Raw genomic sequence first — 18992 nt, forward strand, 5'->3', positions numbered from 1 at the left:
GCACTGGGTACAGGGGCACACGCCCTGTCATCATTATATGCAGTCGACAAACAAAGCCCTCCCAAACCTTGCATTTCATTAAGGTAACGCAAAGCCTCGGGAAGAAATAATGAATTACCTGCCCAAAACATTAACCAAACGGAATGGTTTTGATCTCATCCGTCGTCTGCTGGAGGCATTTTAGAAACAAGGACATTGTACCATTTCTGCAAAGCTGGTCCGGGCGCCAGAAACAGCGCACCTCCGAAAGGTAGCCCTCAGTGTCGAGCGGCAATATCGCGACCTCGCCGCGTGCGGCATGTCTCTGGGCCAGCCGTCGCGGCATCAACCCCAGAGCGGGCATTTGGCCCAAAAGTTCCAGATTCAACGTTAATGACAAGGATGCAATAATGTTGCTGGGTGGTGTTTGGCCGTTGTCAGAAAACAATGCATCAACGGCCTGACGCGCAACAGAGTTCGCTTGCGGCATAATCCACGGATACTCCTTGGCGTCGGCCCAGTCTGGTTGCTCCATTTGTGCAAGAGGATGGCCGCGCCCCGCAACGACCACTAGGGGCTCCGAAAACAGCGCCATCTGTTCGATGCCTGATAATTCCTGGGGCCTCCAAATGCGCGCGATCAAAAGATCAATGGCACCGGCTTCAATTTGCGGCAGCAATTCATTGAAATGCCCCTCGATGACAGACACGCTTGCTTGCGGCGAGTTGCGTTTGAGCAGAGAAATCGCCCCCGGCAAAAGCGTTGGGGCGACCGAACTTACAACTCCTACAGTGACCGCGCCCGACACACCGCTCGCCATTGCTTCAATATCAAAGGCCGCGCGTCCCAGCTGATCAAGGGTTTGCTTCGCATGCTCGGCCAAACGCTTTCCAATAGGTGTCAAATAAAGCCGATTGCGATCCCGGGTCACGACTGGCACGCCGACGATGCGCTCAAGCTCGGCAATCTGCTTCGAAACAGCGGGCTGGGAAACATTCAGCGCTTCGGCGACACGCGCCACAAGTTTCAACTCGGAAAGTGTCGAAATCACGCGCAGGTGCCGGATCGTCACGTCTCTTTGGAAATTCTTGATCGAGATGACGCGACCTCCCCAGGCATCACTTTCATGCCAAACCAGTATAGAACAGAAACCCGGAGCCGAGTAAAACGAGATGCTTTGCCTGATCGGCGCGGCTCGGAAGGACCAACCAAGCTTTCAGGCCCCGACCCCAGGTGTCAGGCTGGGTTTTGTGTCTTTGAATAGATAGCGTGGAGCATCGCGGTTGTTTCCATCGCCTCGTCGCTGGAAAGCTACAAAGGCAGAGCCGTCGAATTCTTCACAACCTCCAGTATGACGGAACTCTGCATTTCCTGAACCCCAGGAAGTGAAACGAGTTTATCCTGAAGCAAGGCCTGATAATGGTCGATGTCTAGAACGACGATCCTGAGGTGAAAATCATACTCGCCCAGCAACAATACCGCTGACTGAATTTCGGGAATGGCGCGCACTTCGATTTTGAACTACTCCAGCGACTTTCTGTCGTGCATTTTCAGCTTTACCCGCGCGTCGACGACTGCGTTGAATCCCAATTTGCGGCGATCAAGCTAAACATGCTTGCTCGCTATCACACCTTGTTCTTGCAGTTGAATGATCCGGCGCGAGCAAGGTGACTGAGAAAACCAGGCCTGTTCCGCTATCTGCGATACAGTCATGGAGCCATCACGCTGCATTGCGCGCAAGATCCTGAGATCTGTTTCGTCAATATTCTGCATGTGATAGCCCGGTAATGCCAAATCATTAGCTAAAGTATGCATAATTTTCCGCCCCGGAGCAATAGAAAGGCAAGCAATCCCTGCGCGCAAACATACGATCAACGCGAGCTCTTATTCAGATAAGGCGGAAAGGACTGTCATGTTCGAAGTTGTAATGCACGGCGCGAAACGTACGCCGATGGATGGTTTCCAAGAGGAGTGATGCCATAACCGGAGTACTGACCGAAGAACAAACAATGATCCGCGACATGGCGCGGCAGTTTTCGCAAGACAGGTTGGCCCCCGGTGCCAGTGCGCGCGAAGCCGCCGGAGCCATCGAACCCGGCATTTTAGGCGAAATGGGCCAGCTGGGTTTATTAAGCATGACAGTCCCTGAGGCAGGAACCGACGCCGCGTCGATTAAGGCCCGCGCGACCCGAACCAATGACGGCTATACTTTAAACGGGTCAAAGCAATTCATCACCTCGGCCAAGATCGGCGGAGCAACAATAGGTTTTTGCGGTGACAGATCCCGACGCAGGCAAGAAAGGGAGCTCGGCCTTCTACTTTGAACAGGACACGCCCGGCTTTATCGTTGCAGAGCCAGAAAAGAAACTGAGCCAGAAAGCTTCGGACACCTGCGCATTGACATTCGACGGCATGAAACTGGATGCCAATGCGTTGATCGGAGAAGAGGGGCAGGGCCTGACAATTGCGCTTTCGTCTCTCGAAGCCGGGCGCATCGGTATTGCGTCGCAATCGGTTGGCATGGCGCAGGCCGCTTTGGAGTATGCAACCGCCTATGCGCTGGACCGCCGCGCATTTGGCAAACCAGTTTTCGAACATCAGGCGGTCGCCTTTCGTCTGGCGGATGTGGACGCGCAGATCGAAAGTGCGCGTCAGATGGTGCTGCATGCCGCGCGTCTAAAAGATCAGGGCCAGCCCTGCCTTCGAAAGGCCTCCATCGCCAAAATGACGGCCAGTCAGATGGCCGAGCGGGTGGTCTCTGACGCCATTCAGACGCTCGGCGGTTATGGCTATCTGTCCGAATTCCCGCTGGAGCGAACCTATCGCGATGTGCGCGTCTGCCAGATTTACGAAGGCACCTCGGACGTGCAGCGCATCAACATCTCCCGCGATCTGAAACGGAGGTTTCAGAAATGATTTTAGTTCGGGAAACGCCCGCCATCGTCACCGGCGGGGCTTCGGGACTAGGCGCAGCGGTTTCGAGCGCACTGCGCGCAAAAAACGTTCCTGTTGCGATATTGGATATGAATGCTGAGACCGGTCGGGCATTTGCGAAAGCAATCGGCGGGCAATTCGCAGAATGCGATATTTCCGACGCCACTGCTGTGACTTCTGCCTTGGAAGAGCTGCGCGGCATCCGGGGGCAGGAACGGATTTGCGCCGATTGCGCGGGTATCGCGCCGGCGGCCAAGACAATTTCGCGCGGTGCTTCGCATGATGCCCAACTCTATGCCAAGGCGATCAGAGCCAACCTGATGGGCACCTTCAACGTCGCCACACAATCGGCCCTTGGAATGTCCACTGCAGACGCTCTGAACGCCGATGGCGAACGCGGCGTAATCATCAACACCGCATCGATTGCCGCATATGAGGGCCAGATGGGGCAACTGGCCTATGCTTCGTCAAAGGCGGGGGTCGTCGGGCTGATGCTGCCCATGGCACGCGACCTTGCCAAAAGCGGCATCCGTATTGCGGCGATTGCGCCGGGCATATTTGCAACGCCAATGGTCACGGGCTTCCCGCAGGAGGTGTAGGACGCGCTGGCCCAAACATCGGAATTTCCGCAACGTTTTGGCCGGGTCAAAGAGTTTGCCGATCTCGCAACCCACATTGCCGGAATCAGCATGCTGAACGGCGAAGTCATCCGTCTGGACGCCGGAACGAGGATACAGGCCAAATGACAAAGGCGCTGAAACTGACTTACCCTCCCCCCCCAGCCCGGCCCGATGACATGCCGGATTTCTCGGCTATTGAAATCCCGCCCGCCGGAGCTTTGCAGGTGCCGCCATTGGATCTCGAAGCTACCCATTCACGCGACTATGCAAATGGCTTGATCCGCGTGCTTGATGACGAAGGTAAAGCGGTTGGTCCTTGGGCCGATTACATCGCTGATCTGGATGTCAGCGCTTTGCTGCAGGGGCTGCGCGACATGCTGAAGATGCGCGCAGTCGACAAACGCCTGCTCAACGCACAACGGCAGGGCAAAACCTCGTTCTATCTGCAATGCACCGGGGAAGAAGCCATTGGCTGCGGTTTTCAACGCCAACTGGTGAAAGGGGACATGAACTTTCCCACCTATCGCCAGCAAAGCCTGCTGATCGCGGCCGAATACCCACTCTGCGACCTTATGGGGCAGATTTATTCGAATGAACGCGACCCGCTTGAGGGGCGGCAATTGCCGATCATGCATTCCTCGCGCGACTATGGTTTTTTCAGCATCTCGGGCAATCTTGGCACGCAATATATTCAGGCCGTGGGCTGGGCAATGGCCAATGCGCTCAGCGGCAACGGCCAGATCGCGGCGGGCTGGATCGGGGATGGGGCGACGGCTTCGAACGATTTTCATGCCGCCTTGCTGAGTGCTTCTGTTTACCGGCCACCGGTGATCCTGAACATCGTCAACAATCAATGGGCGATCTCGACTTATACCGGCGTCGCAACCGGTGGGTCCCGCACCTATGCTTCGCGCGCGCGGGGATATGGCATTCCTGCGCTACGGGTGGATGGCAATGACTACCTGGCGGTCGCAGCAGTCTCAAAATGGGCGGTGGAACGTACGCGATCAGGCCATGGCCCGGTAGCCATCGAATGGTTCACCTACCGCGTTGCCGCGCATTCCACATCTGACGACCCTTCTGCCTATCGCCCCAAGGACGAGGCCAAGGCCTGGCCGCTGGGCGATCCGGTCGAGCGGCTCAAGGCGCATTTGATCCTGCAGGGCGCGTGGTCGGAAGCCCGCCATGTTCAAGCCGAGGCCGAAATTCTGGATCAGGTCACTGCGGTTCAGAAAGACGTGGAAGCGCACGGAACCTTCGTGACCCCGAAACCGACCTCTCCGGCCACCATTTTCAAAGGCGTTTACGCAGAAATGCCCGAGCATCTGCGCCGCCAGCGTCAGGAAATGGGTTACTGATATGCCAAGAATGACAATGATCGAAGCCTTGCGCGACGCAATGGATATCATGCTGGCGCGGGACCCCGGCGTTTTGGTATTTGGCGAGGATGTCGGCTATTTCGGTGGCGTGTTTCGCTGTACCGCCGGGCTTCAGGCCAAATATGGCGAAGAGCGGGTGTTTGACACCCCCATCAACGAAAGCGCCATCGTGGGGATGGCCGTGGGCATGGCTGCCCAAGGCATGCGACCCTGCGTCGAGGTCCAGTTTGCAGACTATGTCTATCCCGCTTACGACCAAATCACGCAAGAGGCCGCGCGGCTGCGTCATAGGTCCAATGAGATGTTCACTTGCCCTCTGGTCGTGCGCATGCCCACAGGCGGTGGTATCTTTGGCGGTCAGACCCACAGCCAAAGCCCCGAAGCGCTGTTCACCCATGTGGCAGGCCTGAAAGTGGTCATTCCCTCAACACCTTATGACGCCAAGGGTCTGTTGATTGCCGCAATAGAAGATCCCGATCCGGTGATCTTTCTGGAACCCAAGCGGCTCTACAATGGGCCATTTTATGGCGACCATTCGGGCAAATCGGTTGGCTGGAGGCAACATCCAGCCGGTGAGGTGCCCGAAGGGCATTACTCGATTGGCATCGGCAAGGCCGACATTCGCCGCGAAGGGGCGGAGGTCACGATCCTGGCCTACGGAACCATGGTCTACATCGCCGAGGCGGCGGTCGAACAATCCGGCATCGACGCTGAAATCATCGACCTGCGCAGCCTGCTGCCACTGGACCTTGAGACGATCAAAACATCAATCGAGAAAACCGGCCGTTGCGTGGTTGTGCGTGAAGCGACACGAACCAGTGGTTTTGGCGGCGAGTTGATCGCGGAAATTCAGGAAGCATGTTTCTGGCATCTCAAATCCCCGCTCCAAAGGGTGACTGGCTGGGATGCACCTTATCCGCACGCCACCGAGTGGGACTATTTTCCTGGACCCGATCGGGTGGCCCGCGCCCTGCAAACAGCGATGGAGGACTGAATGAACATTCTTCCCGTCAAATTGCCCGATGTGGGCGAAGGTGTCACCGAAGCCGAATTGGCAGAATGGTACGTGGACGTCGGAGACATCGTCCAAGAAGACGATGTGATCGCCGCTGTGATGACCGACAAGGCCAGCGTCGAAATCCCCTCGCTTTACTCGGGCAAGGTGGTGCAACTGGGCGGTGAAATCGGGCAAGTGCTGCCCGTCGGGTCAGACCTTGTCCTGATTGAAACCGATGCGAGCGCTCCGGTCGCGGGCAGTGCGGCGTCCCAGGCGGTCGCGCCGTCTCAGGCCCCGACGCCAAAGGCCCAACAGCCGTCACCGGGCGCGGACAAACCCGCGCGCGCGCAGCCCCAAAAGGCGGCAATGTCCGGTGCGCCCCGCGCAGAAGGCCAAGCCCCTCTGGCGTCGCCTTCGGTTCGGGCTCGGGCCCGAAAGGCCGGCGTTGACCTAAGACGGGTTGCTGGATCAGGCCCGGCCGGGCGGATCACGCATAATGATCTGGATGGGGTCTTTGAGATGCCATTGCAGCAACCCGGCCAGCAGCCTAGGCAGGGGCGCGCCTTTCGGACAGGAACTGAGGAAATCAAGGTCGTCGGCATGCGCCGCAAAATCGCGGAACGCTTGGCGCTCGCCAATTCCCGTATCCCGCATATCACGGTTGTCGAAGAGGTCGACGTCACCGCGCTGGAAGAGCTGAGGGCCACGCTCAACGCGGGCCGGGGCGAAAAACCCAAACTGACCGTGCTGCCCTTTGTGGCTGCGACGCTGGCAAAGGCCTTTCTGGATCACCCGGAAATGAACGCGCATTACCTGGATGATGACGGCATCATCCTGCGCCATGGTGCCGTAAATGTCGGCATGGCAACGATGACCGATTCCGGGCTGGTCGTGCCGGTGCTGCGACATGTCGAGGCATTGAGCCTCTTTGACACCGCGGCCGAGATTGCACGACTGTCAAAGGCGGCCAGAACCAGCAAGGCGACCCGAGAGGAATTGACCGGGTCGACATTCACGATCACGTCGCTTGGACCCTTAGGCGCTTTGGCAACCACACCGATCATCAATCACCCCGAGGTGGCTATTCTGGGCATCAACAAAATGGCGACCCGCCCAATGTGGGACGGCACACAATTTGTTCCGCGCAAGATGATGAACATCTCGGCCAGTTTTGATCACCGGGTGATCGACGGTTGGGATGCGGCCGTCTTCGTGCAACGTATCAAAACCCTGCTGGAAACCCCGGCCATGATCTTTTTGGAGGAATAGTCCATGAAAACAAAAACTTGCGCGCTGCTGATCATCGGCGCGGGTCCTGGCGGATATGTCTGCGGCATTCGCGCCGCGCAACTGGGTGTTGATACGATCGTTGTGGAAGGGGACAAGCCCGGAGGCACCTGCCTGAATGTCGGATGTATCCCGTCCAAGGCTCTGATCCACGCGGCGGATGAATTTGCCAAGGCCCAGACATTCTCGGGCAAGAACGATCTAGGCATTTCCACGACAGCTCCAAAGATTGATTTGGCAAAGACGATGGCCTGGAAAGACAGCATCGTCAAACGCTTGACCGGGGGCGTGTCCAGCCTGCTGAAAAAAGCCAAGGCCCGCACTGTTTCCGGGCAGGCCCGGATCCTCGACGGTAAAACTGTCGAGGTGTCGACCCGCAAAGGCCCGGTGCGGATTGCCTGCCAGAACATGGTGATTGCCACCGGATCAGGACCATTTGAGTTGCCGTTTCTTCCTTTCGGCGGATCTGTGATTTCTTCGACCGAAGCTCTGGACCTACAGGACGTGCCACAGAACCTGGCCATCGTCGGCGGGGGCTATATCGGGTTGGAGATTGGTACGGCCATGGCCAAACTCGGAGCCTCAGTCACGGTGGTCGAAGCCGCAGACCGTATTCTACCGCAATACGATCCGGAATTGACCAAGCCCGTGATGGCGCAATTGAAGGCTTTGGGCATCACCGTGCATCTGTCAACCACGGCAAAAGGCATGTCCAAGAATGGATCGGCATTGCTGGCGGATACAGAGAGCGGCGCGCTTGAAATCCCAGCAGACACAGTTTTGGTCACGGTCGGCCGGTCTCCGAAACTCCAGGGTTTCGGTTTGGAAGATCTAAACCTGACGATGAGCGGTTCGTTTATTGCCGTGGACACACATTGCGCCACTTCCATGCGCGGGGTCTTTGCAATCGGCGACGTGACTGGCGATCCCATGTTGGCCCATCGAGCAATGGCGCAGGGTGTGATCGTGGCCGAACATATCGCCGGACTTCCCTCTGTCTGGGACAAGCGGGCAATGCCTGCCGTTTGTTTCACCGATCCCGAAATTGTCGCTGTGGGCGCGCTGCCCGATGAAATCGACGGGACCAAAACCGCACTGTTCCCCTTTTGCAGCGAATGGTCGCTCCATGACGATGGAACGCAGCGATGGTTTTGTTCGTATTGTGTTTGAACTGGAAACCGAACTTGTGTTTGGGATTCAAGCGGTTGGGGCTGGCGTGTCGGAAATGGCAGGCGCATTTTCCCTGGCCATAGAGATGGGAGCCACCCTGACAGATATTGGCGACACAATTCATGCGCATCCAACCCTGACCGAAACCGTCCAAGAAACAGCGCTCAAGGCGCTCGGGCGGGCGCTGCACATTTAAACGAGGTTTACAGCAAGGCGCTTTTTGTCCCGCTCGGAGTTCTCGGTGACTTGGGGCCCGCAGGGAAAAAGAACCTTTGGTCCCACAGAGATCTGCGGGCGCGGCATTGTCTCATTGTAGAAACCGACTTGCCGTTTTTTTGCACGCAGCACTGCAAAAACTGCCTGAAATTTCCTTTCTCTAGGGTTACCGTTTCCCGCGCTCTGTTTCTGGCGGGTAAGTTAGGTGTTTCTATGAATGATCCTCGGATCCGCCATCCCCTCCCACAGTGATAACCCGTCGTTGGCCAACACAGAAAGTCACTCGATGACGTACCGCATCCGAGGCAGGAAGTGAGCCCTAGTTCACCGATGCGGCAAATTCCACGAGTTTCCAGTTTTTAAATGAGATCCATATACCTTGTTACGCGATTGATGAATCAGCTTCAGAAGCTGCGGCATGAGTCAGATGACCGAACGAAAGAAATCTTTGAGGTCTCGTCTGACTGGTCGGTTTCGTCCGCGACCGCTTAACCAGAATACTGGTAGGTATTGTAGCCCCGTCCCAACGCGCGCAATTAGACGCCCACCGTCCGGTAATTGGCACTCCCTGCCTGACGCACAGACCAGCTGTGCAACTCGGACAGACGCGGAGATTTAAAGGGTTGAGTCAATTCCTCGTTCGCCGCCTGAAGATGCGGGTCACCGGACCCGGCCCACCATAGATCTGTCCGGGGGTTACGCGCCTCGGCGCGAATTTTGGCATAGGCTTCACCGGACGACAGACGCACCATATTGACGTCAATATCGTGACCTGCTTCGAAGGCCTCGACAATTTTTTCGCAGATCACGATGTCGGCCGAACAGATCAAATTCAAATCGTCGGCTTGCGCCATGACCGGCATAAGCGCCGTCAAAGCGCCTACGGCTATCACAGTATTTTTCATAATTTCCTCCCAAGTGTTTCACGGTAGATCTGCCATTGCACACGTGTACAATACTGAGCCAAATTTCGTGCACGTCAATAAGAAATGCTTTCTCCTGAGTGCAAAAACAGGCTAAGGTCGGTTAACCCAATGCAATCGTGATCAAATCAACATGCCAACAAAGAAAGAAACGGCCCAAACGGGGCCCGTTACGGCCAATCAAGTGGCACAGCTCGCTGGTGTCTCTCGGGCAGCGGTGTCCCGTAGCTTTACGCCAGGCGCAAGTGTTTCTGCGGAAACGCGGCGAAAAGTTATGGCCGCTGCGGACACTCTTGGCTATCAGGTCAATCACCTAGCCCGCGGGTTGATCAGCTCTCAAAGTGGTTTGGTTGCGATCATTGCCGCTGAAATCGAGACACCATTTCGCGCTGCCCTGCTCTCTTCTTTGGCACAAAAACTCCAGACTGCCGGAAAAACCCCGGTTTTGATTGCCACCGAGAACTCGGATGAAAGCGTGCGCAATGCTTTGCGTCAAGCAACCAGTTATCGGACCGAAGCAGCCATAATATTGTCAGGTATGCCAGACACGGCGCTGACCGAAATGTGCCTGCGTCACGGGATGCGTTTGGTGCTGATCAACCGCGATGATGCGCAACCGGGAACCTTGCAAATCAGGCTCAATGATCACGCCGCGGGCAAAGTGGCGTTCAACACGCTCATGCGTACGGGGTGCAAACGCCCGGCATTGGTTTCGTCCAACGCAGGCACTCCCAGCCTTGTCAGCCGTATCGAGGGGTTTGAAGACGCTGCAAAGGACCACGGCACTGAAGTGTTCAAAATGATCCGGGGCGAGACCTCGTATGACACCGGCCTGCAAATTGGCACGGACCTCTTTGCGCAGGACGTTCGCCCAGATGGCGTTTTTTGCGTCACTGACCTTCTGGCCTGCGGGCTGATGGACGCAGCCCGGTGCCGATTTAGTCTGAATGTCCCAAATGACGTTGCTGTGATCGGCTATGATAATATCCCGCAATCGGGCTGGGAAAGCTATGACCTAACGACCTTTTCCCAACCCATTGATGAAATCAACGAGGCCGCAATCAATTGGCTGAGTTCACCTCCGGATGTCGCTACGGAAAACGAAATCATCGAACTTGAGGCCCCTCTCATTTGGCGCGGGACAATCCGCAAGGCAGCAACCACTTAGGGCACGCGCGACGTCGCGCTGGCCCGTTATCCCAATTCACGCTCATAAGCCATTGGTCGGATGCGGCTTTCCTCCAGCAATCCCTGTTGGTCCAAAATGGGATGCGCAACTGACACCAGATGCGCATTTATCCGTTTTAGGTCGCGCAAAATATCGAGATGCAAGGAACTGGTTTCCAGGCTTTCGGCCTGGCCGTCCCGCAATCTTTCCATATGCTGTTGCGCAGAGTGGCGTTCCATTCTGCGAATATCGATCTTGGCTTCGATCATCTGCCGCGCCAGCGCAAAATCATCGGTCGCAAAGACGGTTTGCGCGGACCTGAGATTATCAAGTGTCAAAGAAAACAGGGACAGGATTTCCGACAGGCCTTCATCGGAAAACATAAGCCCCTTTTGGGACCGCACGGCGGCCATAGCTGCCAAGCCTTTTTCGGCAATATCCCCGACATGCTCGAGATTAATCGCATAATCGACAATGGCAATCGCACGCTGGCTCTCTTCCTCTGTCAACTCGCTCCGCGTCAGCTTGGTCAGATAAAGCTTCACATTTGATTGGCGGCGATCAACTTCGTCTTCCAGCGTTTGAACCTGGGTCAAAGCATCGTCACGGCCCTCTTGCAGAGCCTTCAGGATCGTCGTGAGCATCCGTTCGACATTATCGCCAATCGCCAGAACTTCGCGGGTTGCATTGGCCAACGCCACCACCGGTGTCTGCAAGTCGCTTTCTGACAGAAAACGCGTCTCGGCTTCTGCGCCAAAGGCCTCGCTTGTGGCTCCCTCATCAGGCAGGCTCCACTCGAACACTCGCGCGATCAACCCGGATAGGGGCCAGGCAAGAACTGCCAAACCGACATTGAAAACAACATGCAAAGCGACTGGGTTCGAGAGCGGCACCGTCAAGGAATTGACCACCAACGGCAACGCAAAAAGCACGGCGCAACCACCAACGGCGCGAACCGCAAGGTTGGCCAATGTCAGCCTGCGCACTTCAGGCACATGGCCCAGTGTCATCAAGACCGGCGGAATAGCCCCTCCGATATTTGCCCCAACAACAAGCGACAGGACAAGAATGGGGCTTAACGTACCAACCACAGCAATGGCTGAAATCATCATGATTGCCGCCAGGCTTGAGGAAGATAACAAAGCCAGCATTGCCGCGAGACCCAGTGCCACAATCGGCGCGTTTTCAAGCAAGGCGATAAAGGCTAAGAGCGCCTCGGATTGCCGCATGGGGGCGCTGGCTTCGGACAAAAGCTGCAGCGACAAGAGCACAAGCCCGACCCCAACAAGAGCGCGACCGTAGCCGCGTCTTTTTGGGCTTCCCCCTTTGCCCATGACAAAACCCGAAAGGATCAAAACGGGCGAAACCCAACCAAGGTTGAGCGATACGATCCAAGCCGTGAGCGCGGTACCGACATTGGCACCAAGCAAGGCAATCTGCCCCATCTGAGCCCGAAGAATACCGCGCTTTGCAAATGAGGCCGCAAGCATCGCCGTCGCCGTTGAGCTTTGCAAAAGCAATGTCACCCCAAGCCCCGAGAGAAACGCGCGAGGCTGGGTGCGGGTTCCGACGGCAAGCGCATGGGACAGCTGCGACCCTACCGCGCGATTGATCCCCGACTTGATTTGCTTCAAACCGACCAAGAGCAGCGCGACAGCACCGCACATATTCACAAAAATCAAAGTTGCTGACATGCTCTCCTCATACAGCCCGCCCCGGCATCAAACTTGCTCGGGAGCGCACCTTTTTCGCAGCTGAGCGTCTCCAAGGGTAAAATCTCCACGCTCTTGCAAGGCATCATCGCAAAAGTCGCAAAGGCGCGTCAGGAACAAGGTCCAAAACCGCGCGCGCTCACATTTTGAATCAGAAGACGATAGGTGAGATCGCAGCGTTTGATAAGCGTCAAATCTTTCCGAGGGCAGATCCTCCAGCGCCAGAGCACCTGCAGCGCGAATCCGGTACCAATCTGCGACGACATCAAGCAAGGCAAAATCCCGCTGTAAATCAAGCGTCTGCTCCGGTTTGACCCACGCAAGCGCCTGGCTCAACGAGCCGCTAAGCACCTCTTTGGCCCGGCTGTCAGGCCACTCTTTGGGCAGGTAACGATGAGGCACCAAGGCCGAGCAATGCTCCCACAAAAAAGCACCATAGCTTGGCGCGTGGTGTGCGTTGTCCAATGCCTCCCCTTCGGCCTTGGCCTCTGTTTCGTAGCCCGTGCGAAGGCACGGATCGACCTGATGATCGTCAAATCGCAGATCGCTCACACGTGTTTCAGCAGAGGAAACCTCTATGACGGCAAGGCTGGGCGGATAAGCGACAGGGGAAGGAACAGCGACATTCTGCAACTGCTGCCCCTTATGCACGACCTCTGTTCGGCGGCGAACGTGAAGATGGCCACTAAAGTGCAAACCAATCCCCGTTTCACATAAGGCTCGGCTGGTTTCCGGCGTCGGTCGCCGCATTGCCATCGCAGTTGCCCCGAACAAGGTTTCCTCAGCACAATCGTAGTCCCGATAGGGATCAACCATCGGATAGTGAGAGAAGGTCAGCAAGGTTTTGCCATTCGCCTTAGCCCGTTCGGCCACATCTTGCATCCAATCACGGATAAAGGGTTTGACCCGCAGCATGGCATTCCAACCGGCATTGGAACTTCCAAAAACCTCATTCCCTTGACCAGTCGGCTCAAACACATTGGCATCAATCATCAGCAGCCAAATACCTTTGACAGGCTCAACTAGATAGCTTGCGTCAAAGAAGGTCAGCGCCACTTTTCGGTCAGCAGAACTGCATATGTATTGCCTGGCTTGAACAGATGGGTCAGAGCCAAAAGGCGTTTCCCACAAAAGGTCACCGTCACGGGGCATATAACCAAATTGCGCCATCTTCATCACGCCCACGGGATGCGGATCGCTTGCCATTGCGGGGTCGTGAAACTCCCCTGCCCCATCCATACTGCTAACCGAACGCGGCTGACCTAAAGCGTCTAGAAACATCTTTGTGTGGTCGCGCTGCTCGGCTCCAAAGGTATCGTGATTACCCGGCAGTGCAAAAAACCGAAACCCGTCCTGCTCTTCGCGCTCTTCCAGCATCGCCACAACAGCGTCGGTCGTGCGACGCTGCCCATCATCTGTGTAATCGCCGAGCAGCACCACATTCAGGAAACCTTGCTCTTTGAGACGATCCAGCGCTGCGGAAAATGCCCCCTCACTTTCGTTGAACACCCGCGTGGATTTACGCGTGTCAGCCCAGCTACGCATGCACAGACCGTTGCGATCACGCACTCCGAAATCTGCATTAAGCGGATGCACATGCGCATCCGCTATGACAGCGAATTTGTGGTTGGCCATCGTACTGCTCGTATCTATGGCGCGTCTCGTTCTGCCAATGCCCGCGCCCATGGCACAGCTTTTTGCGCCGCTTCAATCAACATGGGTTTTGGGGCCTCAAACCATTCCTCCGGGCGCAATTCACGGCGCGTTCTGACATGAGCGACCGCATCCTCCAGTCTTGGGAATTGATCAGGGCATTCAAGGTGCAAAAACAGAGACACAAGGGCTGTTGATCGACTGCGACCCGCACGACAATTCACCAGGATATTTCCACCGTCCGAAAAGGGATAGGTTTCACGTTTGGGCATGTTTTGATGAATCGCGCCGCGCAAAAGAAGATAGCCAGACAGCATCATTGCCGCCGGGTTGCCATAACCATCGATCATGCCAAATTTATAGTAGCGCAACGGCCCATATCCCGCCGAGGCTTTTCCGCCCCCTTCAGGCAAAATCTCTTGCTCGACCAGATTGATATCTAGGTTCACGGCGCAATTCACAACGATCCCGACACCGCGCTCACGCAGCATCTTGATGTCTCTCGCCGCCTCCATGCCGCCGATATACAGATCCGCAGAATGCGGGCCGATCCCTTTGGCAATAAGGCTCATGGCGGGGCGGTCAAACACCGGTGATTTCAAAGCAAGGTTGTGCATCATTCACTCCGCCGCAACTTGTGTGGCGGTCTGGCCGTTTTCAACAATATTAACCCCGCTTTTGGCGTCGAATATCATGGCATCCGCTGGGTCAAAGTCGATCCAGACCTGCTCTTGTGGCCAGCTTTCACGGAATTGCGCAACCAAAGCAGTCACGCGCTGAGAAGGCATATCCAAGCTAACAATCGTTTGTGATCCCGTTGGTTGCACAACGTCGATCTTGGCCTCAATGGCCCCCTCTTTGGGGTCTGTGTGAATGCATAGGTGTTCCGGGCGCACAGCCACTTTTACCGCTCCGCCAGAATGCTGCACTGGCTGCGTCAGATGAAAATCAACGCCCGCGCCTTTGATGCGCGCGCCTGTCGTGGACACGACAAGCTCGGCGTCAAACAAGTTAACCTTTGGGTCGCCAATAAACTCGGCAACAAACAGATTGGCAGGGTGATGATAGATCTCATAGGGCGTGCCCGCTTGTTGGATCCGCCCCTCATTCATGACCACGATAAGGTCGGACATTGTCAAAGCTTCGACCTGATCATGGGTCACATAAACAGTCGTTGCCCCCAGCTCACGCGACAAGCGCTTCAGCTCGGCGCGCATTTCCGTGCGCAGCACCGCGTCAAGATTGGACAGCGGCTCGTCCATGAGCAGGATTTCGTTGCGCGCTGCAATCAATCGCCCCACGGCCACACGTTGCTGCTGCCCCCCAGACAGTTCGGAGGGGAACCGGTCTTCGAGCCCTTTGAGCTGCACTTTTTCCAAGGCGGCTTCCAAACGCGCCTCGATCTCAGCCGCCGGCATTTTGGCCTGGCGCAGGGCAAGCGTAATATTGCGTTCGACCTTCATGTTTGGCCATAGGGCGTAACTCTGGAAGATGAATCCAAGACCGCGCTTTTCGGGTGGAACATTCTCATGAGAGACATCCGAAAACATCGTACGCCCCCCCAAGACTAGCTCGCCTCGCGTCGGCGTTTCCAGCCCGGCAATAATCCTCAACGTCGTGGTCTTGCCGCACCCCGATGGCCCTAATAGCGTGACGAACTGACCCTTTTCGATCGTCAGATTCATTTCGGGCAAAGCGAGGAATTCGCCGTAATGTTTGGTGATGCCTGTCAGGCTTACTTCGCTCATCTTTTTCTCCCTCAAGCGCACCGTTTCATTGAGTATTTCGGTCGGTCCGCGCGGTGTCCCGCGCGGATCTTTGGCTTAGACGCGGTTATTATTGGCTGGTCTCATAGACCCAGAAATCAGCGACCAAGGCGACATTGTCGCGCTGAAACTCTGGGCTGCCCCACAGCTTTTTGACGCTTGGCCACTGATCGGCACCTTCTGGGATTGGCACATCATTCCTTGGGGAGAACGTTCCCACCTTGTAATATGCCCCCATGCCATGCAGCAGCTCCAAGCTCTCACCCTCGCGGAATGGGGCCGCGATTTTGGTGTCGGGTGTCAGGTTGTCCGACCCCAATTGAAACGCAACAAAAAGCTTGGCCGCATTCGGTTTGGGGGCACGTCCCGCAATCGAGGTATAGGTGGAATAGGCATAGACGCCGGCCGGTTCGAGATCATAAAGGATCGCGTTCTGGTACCCGTCAGACTTGTTCTTGTTGATATAATGCATCGACGAGAAACTGATCTGTGGCCTTTCCTGTCCTGGCAATCCAGATGCGGCAGCCAATTTCGACCCGGAGCTAAAGATCACCAGATCATTCTGGATCAAGCGATGAAAGAACTCATAAGCGCCATTGTCGATGCCATCGGAGAATTCCAGCGGCTTGCCCGCATAAGCCTCATACGCCTCTTCAAAGGCTGGGCCATGTTCCACAAGATTGGCAATCAGCGCCAGTGTGGTCAGCGAACCCAGCGGGCTTTTCATGCCCACGCGTTTGGTCCATTCGGGTTCTGTAAGCTCCCAAATATTGCTGATCGGCGGACCATCCGGGTAGGCTTCGGTATTGTAGAACAGAACCGTGGCCTCCACCATTTGGGTCAAAAGCGGTGACTGCAGATCGGTTGGAATATTGTCCTCTAGGTAGCGCGGCACATAGTTGACGATGCGCTCGGCTGGCAGCATCTCATAAATCATTTGCGCAGCACCACCCGTGGTCACGACGTCCACATTGTACAGCTCGGCCTGATGTTCCCGCACCAATTTCTCGATGGTCTTTTCCGAGCCAAGATCAAAGGCATTCACCTGGATCTCAGGATAGATTTTCATGAAATCTTCGGCGACTTTGCTGATCGAGGATGAGGATGCATAGACCGTCAAGCTGCCTTCCTCCTTGGCAGCTGCAATGATCTGTTCCCAATCCTCGGCAGCGGGCTGATGCTCTCCGAGCTGGGCCCATTGAAGCCATTGATCAAAGCTCATTTCCGCCGTTTCCTCTGAGAACGCCGCCATGGGCGTTAGCGCCAGAGCTCCTGCTAAGATCGCTGATTTGATACGCATATTTCTCCTCCTCTTTGGTATCGTTTTGGTCCCCACAAGGGTCATTTCAGGTCAGGCAAAGCCAAGCTTTGCGTTTTTGAAACACAGTCGGAACAGGATGTTGAACGTGATCACCAGAAGCACCAGCAGCAGCGTCGCGGCTCCGATAAGCTGGGGCACATCATCGGTCTGATAGGTGTAGATCACCGAGGCCAAGACCGCGGTTGACGGGGTCACAAGCAAGATGATCAATGACAGCTCGCGCATCGTCCCGATAAAGCTCAGCAACATGCCGGACACGAGGCCCGACGAGGCGAGCGGAATGATGATCCGGCGCACCCGAGCAAACCATCCAATGCCTTGGGTCCGTGCGGCCTCTTCCAGTGATTTGTCAATTTGCAGCAAGGCCGCAATGCCGGTCCGCGAGGTATAGGGCAAATTCTTTACGCTTGAGATCAAGACCAGCAAGAAGAACGTGCCATAGAGCGCCGGAAACGGACCAATGGGGCGCGAGAACATCCCGATATAGATCGCGCCAAAGGCCACGGATGGAAAGATGTAGGGCAAAAAGGCCGACATCTCGAGCGATTTGGACGCAAAAGTCCCTCGCGTGCGCACCACCACATATCCAAGCAGGAACCCCAATACGCCGGTCAGGATCGCCACAGAGAACGCCAACCGAATGGAGTTCCAGGCCGCGCCAAGGATAAGCGGGTTATGCAACACGCCCGGATGGATCGCGTCGACATCACCACGTTCACCGATCCAATAGTGCAGTGTCAGGTTGGACAGATCGTAATTGCCTGCGGTTTTGGACAGCGATTCCAGCAACAGCAAACCAATGGGCAAGATCACCGTAAAGGCGAGAAGCAAGACAACCAGCCCCAGCACAAGCCAGCGTGCAGGCCCCAAATCGATCGTCTTGGTGCGCACACCCTTACCGGACATGGTCACAAAGCTTTTGCGCACGCCGATCATCCGCTGATTGATCCAGATAAACAGGATCGCCATCAGCACCAGAACCAGGGCAAGCAAATACCCATCGCCCACGTTTCGTGACCCAATCGCTGCGTAAATCTGGGTCGGCAAGGTGAAATAACGAACTGGCATACCCAGAACCGCTGGCGTGCCAAACGATCCGACAACGCGAATGAAGGTCATCACAATGGCCGAACCAAGAGCAGGCAGAACCAAGGGGGCCGTGATCGACAGGAATTGACGCAGCCGTGACAGCCCGGCAATGGCGCCTGCTTCCTCTAGCTGGCTGTCCACGGTGGACAGGGCACCGGATAGGATCAGATAGGCATAGACATAGTAGTGAAAGGCCAGGCAAATAATGATCGGCAAAGCTCCGAATGCCAGCCAGTCGGGCGGCTGAACACCAAAGAGATAGACAAACACCCCCGAAGACCCGCCCAGACGATCATTCTTGAAAAAAGTCAGCCAAGCCAGCGCCATCACCCAGGATGGCAGCATGTAGGGCACAACAATCATGGTGTTCACCGCTTCACGGAACGGCACATTGGTGCGTACGACGACCCAAGCCAAGGAAGCCCCCAGCACCAGACAAAAGACCGTGGCACCTGTCGCGGTGATCAATGAATGAATAAACGGCTTGTAAAACAGCGCCGCCGACATGCGCCCGGAAAACACGCGCTCGTAATGAAACGTGGTCAGGTCGCCTTCGGTGGCGTTCGGCAAATAAGCCTTGTCATAGGGCTGTACGGTCAGCGTTTCCCGCAAAAGCTCGAGCAGCGGCACCAAGACCAGAAACGCTAGCCCGATGGCCATAATGATCGCAATCACACGTTCCGGAGACATAAGCGCGCCCCCGAGACGACGTAGACGCCCGGATCGGATGCCTGTGATATTTCCCTCTGTCAGCGCCATGTCTCCTCCTCCGCACAGC

The 18992-nt window shown here is 56.1% G+C and carries 20 protein-coding genes; 9 read left to right on the forward strand and 11 right to left on the reverse strand.

What is annotated here, in order from left to right; all coding sequences use genetic code 11:
• Positions 1 to 130 precede the first annotated feature (130 nt).
• From CLV87_RS16320 to CLV87_RS24175, 4 genes are all read right to left on the reverse strand, one after another.
• A complete protein-coding gene (locus CLV87_RS16320; protein ID WP_235871954.1) occupies positions 131 to 1051 on the reverse strand; it encodes a LysR family transcriptional regulator in 921 nt (306 codons plus the stop codon).
• Between the two features lie 239 nt (positions 1052 to 1290).
• Positions 1291 to 1488, reverse strand: a complete 198-nt coding sequence (locus CLV87_RS24165) for an Lrp/AsnC ligand binding domain-containing protein (protein WP_235871955.1) — start codon at positions 1486 to 1488, stop codon at positions 1291 to 1293.
• Between the two features lie 96 nt (positions 1489 to 1584).
• Positions 1585 to 1794 carry an Lrp/AsnC family transcriptional regulator gene (locus CLV87_RS24280; protein ID WP_306438016.1) on the reverse strand — a complete coding sequence of 70 codons (210 nt, stop codon included), beginning with the start codon at positions 1792 to 1794 and terminating at the stop codon, positions 1585 to 1587.
• Positions 1795 to 1867: 73 nt separating this feature from the next.
• Positions 1868 to 2116 (reverse strand): hypothetical protein, encoded by a 249-nt coding sequence (locus CLV87_RS24175; RefSeq protein ID WP_235871988.1) that lies wholly within the window; start codon positions 2114 to 2116, stop codon positions 1868 to 1870.
• Here CLV87_RS24175 and CLV87_RS24370 point away from each other — a divergent pair.
• The 8 genes from CLV87_RS24370 (at position 2001) to CLV87_RS24180 (ending at position 8562) form a co-directional block, all read left to right on the forward strand.
• Positions 2001 to 2303: an acyl-CoA dehydrogenase family protein gene (locus tag CLV87_RS24370; RefSeq protein ID WP_304363314.1), complete on the forward strand. Its 303-nt coding sequence runs from the start codon at positions 2001 to 2003 to the stop codon at positions 2301 to 2303. The genes CLV87_RS24175 and CLV87_RS24370 overlap by 116 nt on opposite strands.
• A complete protein-coding gene (locus CLV87_RS16330) occupies positions 2254 to 2895 on the forward strand; it encodes an acyl-CoA dehydrogenase family protein (RefSeq protein WP_304363313.1) in 642 nt (213 codons plus the stop codon). Before CLV87_RS24370 ends, CLV87_RS16330 begins: the two co-directional genes overlap by 50 nt.
• On the forward strand, positions 2892 to 3512 hold the full coding sequence (locus CLV87_RS16335) for an SDR family NAD(P)-dependent oxidoreductase (protein ID WP_306438017.1): 621 nt from the start codon (positions 2892 to 2894) through the stop codon (positions 3510 to 3512). Before CLV87_RS16330 ends, CLV87_RS16335 begins: the two co-directional genes overlap by 4 nt.
• A 143-nt stretch (positions 3513 to 3655) precedes the next feature.
• Positions 3656 to 4891, forward strand: a complete 1236-nt coding sequence (locus CLV87_RS16340) for a thiamine pyrophosphate-dependent dehydrogenase E1 component subunit alpha (RefSeq protein WP_099247075.1) — start codon at positions 3656 to 3658, stop codon at positions 4889 to 4891.
• 1 nt (position 4892) lies between these two features.
• Complete coding sequence (locus CLV87_RS16345; protein ID WP_099247077.1) at positions 4893 to 5906, forward strand: alpha-ketoacid dehydrogenase subunit beta; 1014 nt, start codon at positions 4893 to 4895, stop codon at positions 5904 to 5906.
• On the forward strand, positions 5907 to 7178 hold the full coding sequence (locus CLV87_RS16350; RefSeq protein ID WP_099247079.1) for a dihydrolipoamide acetyltransferase family protein: 1272 nt from the start codon (positions 5907 to 5909) through the stop codon (positions 7176 to 7178). It begins immediately after the preceding gene.
• A gap of 3 nt (positions 7179 to 7181) precedes the next feature.
• Entirely contained in the window at positions 7182 to 8366 is a 1185-nt protein-coding gene (locus CLV87_RS16355) for a dihydrolipoyl dehydrogenase family protein (RefSeq protein WP_235871956.1), read from the forward strand.
• Positions 8323 to 8562: a hypothetical protein gene (locus CLV87_RS24180; RefSeq protein ID WP_235871957.1), complete on the forward strand. Its 240-nt coding sequence runs from the start codon at positions 8323 to 8325 to the stop codon at positions 8560 to 8562. The genes CLV87_RS16355 and CLV87_RS24180 overlap by 44 nt, the downstream gene beginning before the upstream one ends.
• Positions 8563 to 9118: 556 nt before the next feature.
• Here the strand turns inward: CLV87_RS24180 and CLV87_RS16360 are convergent.
• Entirely contained in the window at positions 9119 to 9487 is a 369-nt protein-coding gene (locus CLV87_RS16360; protein WP_208293346.1) for a type 2 periplasmic-binding domain-containing protein, read from the reverse strand.
• 151 nt (positions 9488 to 9638) lie between these two features.
• Here CLV87_RS16360 and CLV87_RS16365 point away from each other — a divergent pair, with 151 nt between their 5' ends.
• Positions 9639 to 10673 (forward strand): LacI family DNA-binding transcriptional regulator, encoded by a 1035-nt coding sequence (locus CLV87_RS16365; RefSeq protein WP_099247081.1) that lies wholly within the window; start codon positions 9639 to 9641, stop codon positions 10671 to 10673.
• A 26-nt stretch (positions 10674 to 10699) separates the two neighbouring features.
• Here the strand turns inward: CLV87_RS16365 and CLV87_RS16370 are convergent, their stop codons facing one another.
• The 6 genes from CLV87_RS16370 to CLV87_RS16395 all read right to left on the reverse strand — a co-directional run bounded on the left by CLV87_RS16370 (position 10700) and on the right by CLV87_RS16395 (position 18973).
• Positions 10700 to 12367: a Na/Pi cotransporter family protein gene (locus CLV87_RS16370; protein WP_099247083.1), complete on the reverse strand. Its 1668-nt coding sequence runs from the start codon at positions 12365 to 12367 to the stop codon at positions 10700 to 10702.
• A gap of 27 nt (positions 12368 to 12394) precedes the next feature.
• Positions 12395 to 14071: a metallophosphoesterase family protein gene (locus CLV87_RS16375; protein ID WP_099247085.1), complete on the reverse strand. Its 1677-nt coding sequence runs from the start codon at positions 14069 to 14071 to the stop codon at positions 12395 to 12397.
• Positions 14035 to 14655 carry a dual specificity protein phosphatase family protein gene (locus tag CLV87_RS16380; protein WP_235871958.1) on the reverse strand — a complete coding sequence of 207 codons (621 nt, stop codon included), beginning with the start codon at positions 14653 to 14655 and terminating at the stop codon, positions 14035 to 14037. Before CLV87_RS16380 ends, CLV87_RS16375 begins: the two co-directional genes overlap by 37 nt.
• A 3-nt stretch (positions 14656 to 14658) precedes the next feature.
• On the reverse strand, positions 14659 to 15786 hold the full coding sequence (locus CLV87_RS16385; RefSeq protein ID WP_099247087.1) for an ABC transporter ATP-binding protein: 1128 nt from the start codon (positions 15784 to 15786) through the stop codon (positions 14659 to 14661).
• A gap of 88 nt (positions 15787 to 15874) precedes the next feature.
• Positions 15875 to 17104: an ABC transporter substrate-binding protein gene (locus CLV87_RS16390; protein ID WP_099247089.1), complete on the reverse strand. Its 1230-nt coding sequence runs from the start codon at positions 17102 to 17104 to the stop codon at positions 15875 to 15877.
• A gap of 51 nt (positions 17105 to 17155) precedes the next feature.
• Positions 17156 to 18973, reverse strand: coding sequence for an ABC transporter permease (locus CLV87_RS16395; protein WP_099247091.1), 1818 nt, complete (start codon positions 18971 to 18973; stop codon positions 17156 to 17158).
• Positions 18974 to 18992: the final 19 nt, after the last annotated feature.

The organism is Pelagimonas phthalicica (assembly GCF_004364805.1).
Classification (GTDB): Bacteria; Pseudomonadota; Alphaproteobacteria; order Rhodobacterales; family Rhodobacteraceae; genus Pelagimonas; species Pelagimonas phthalicica.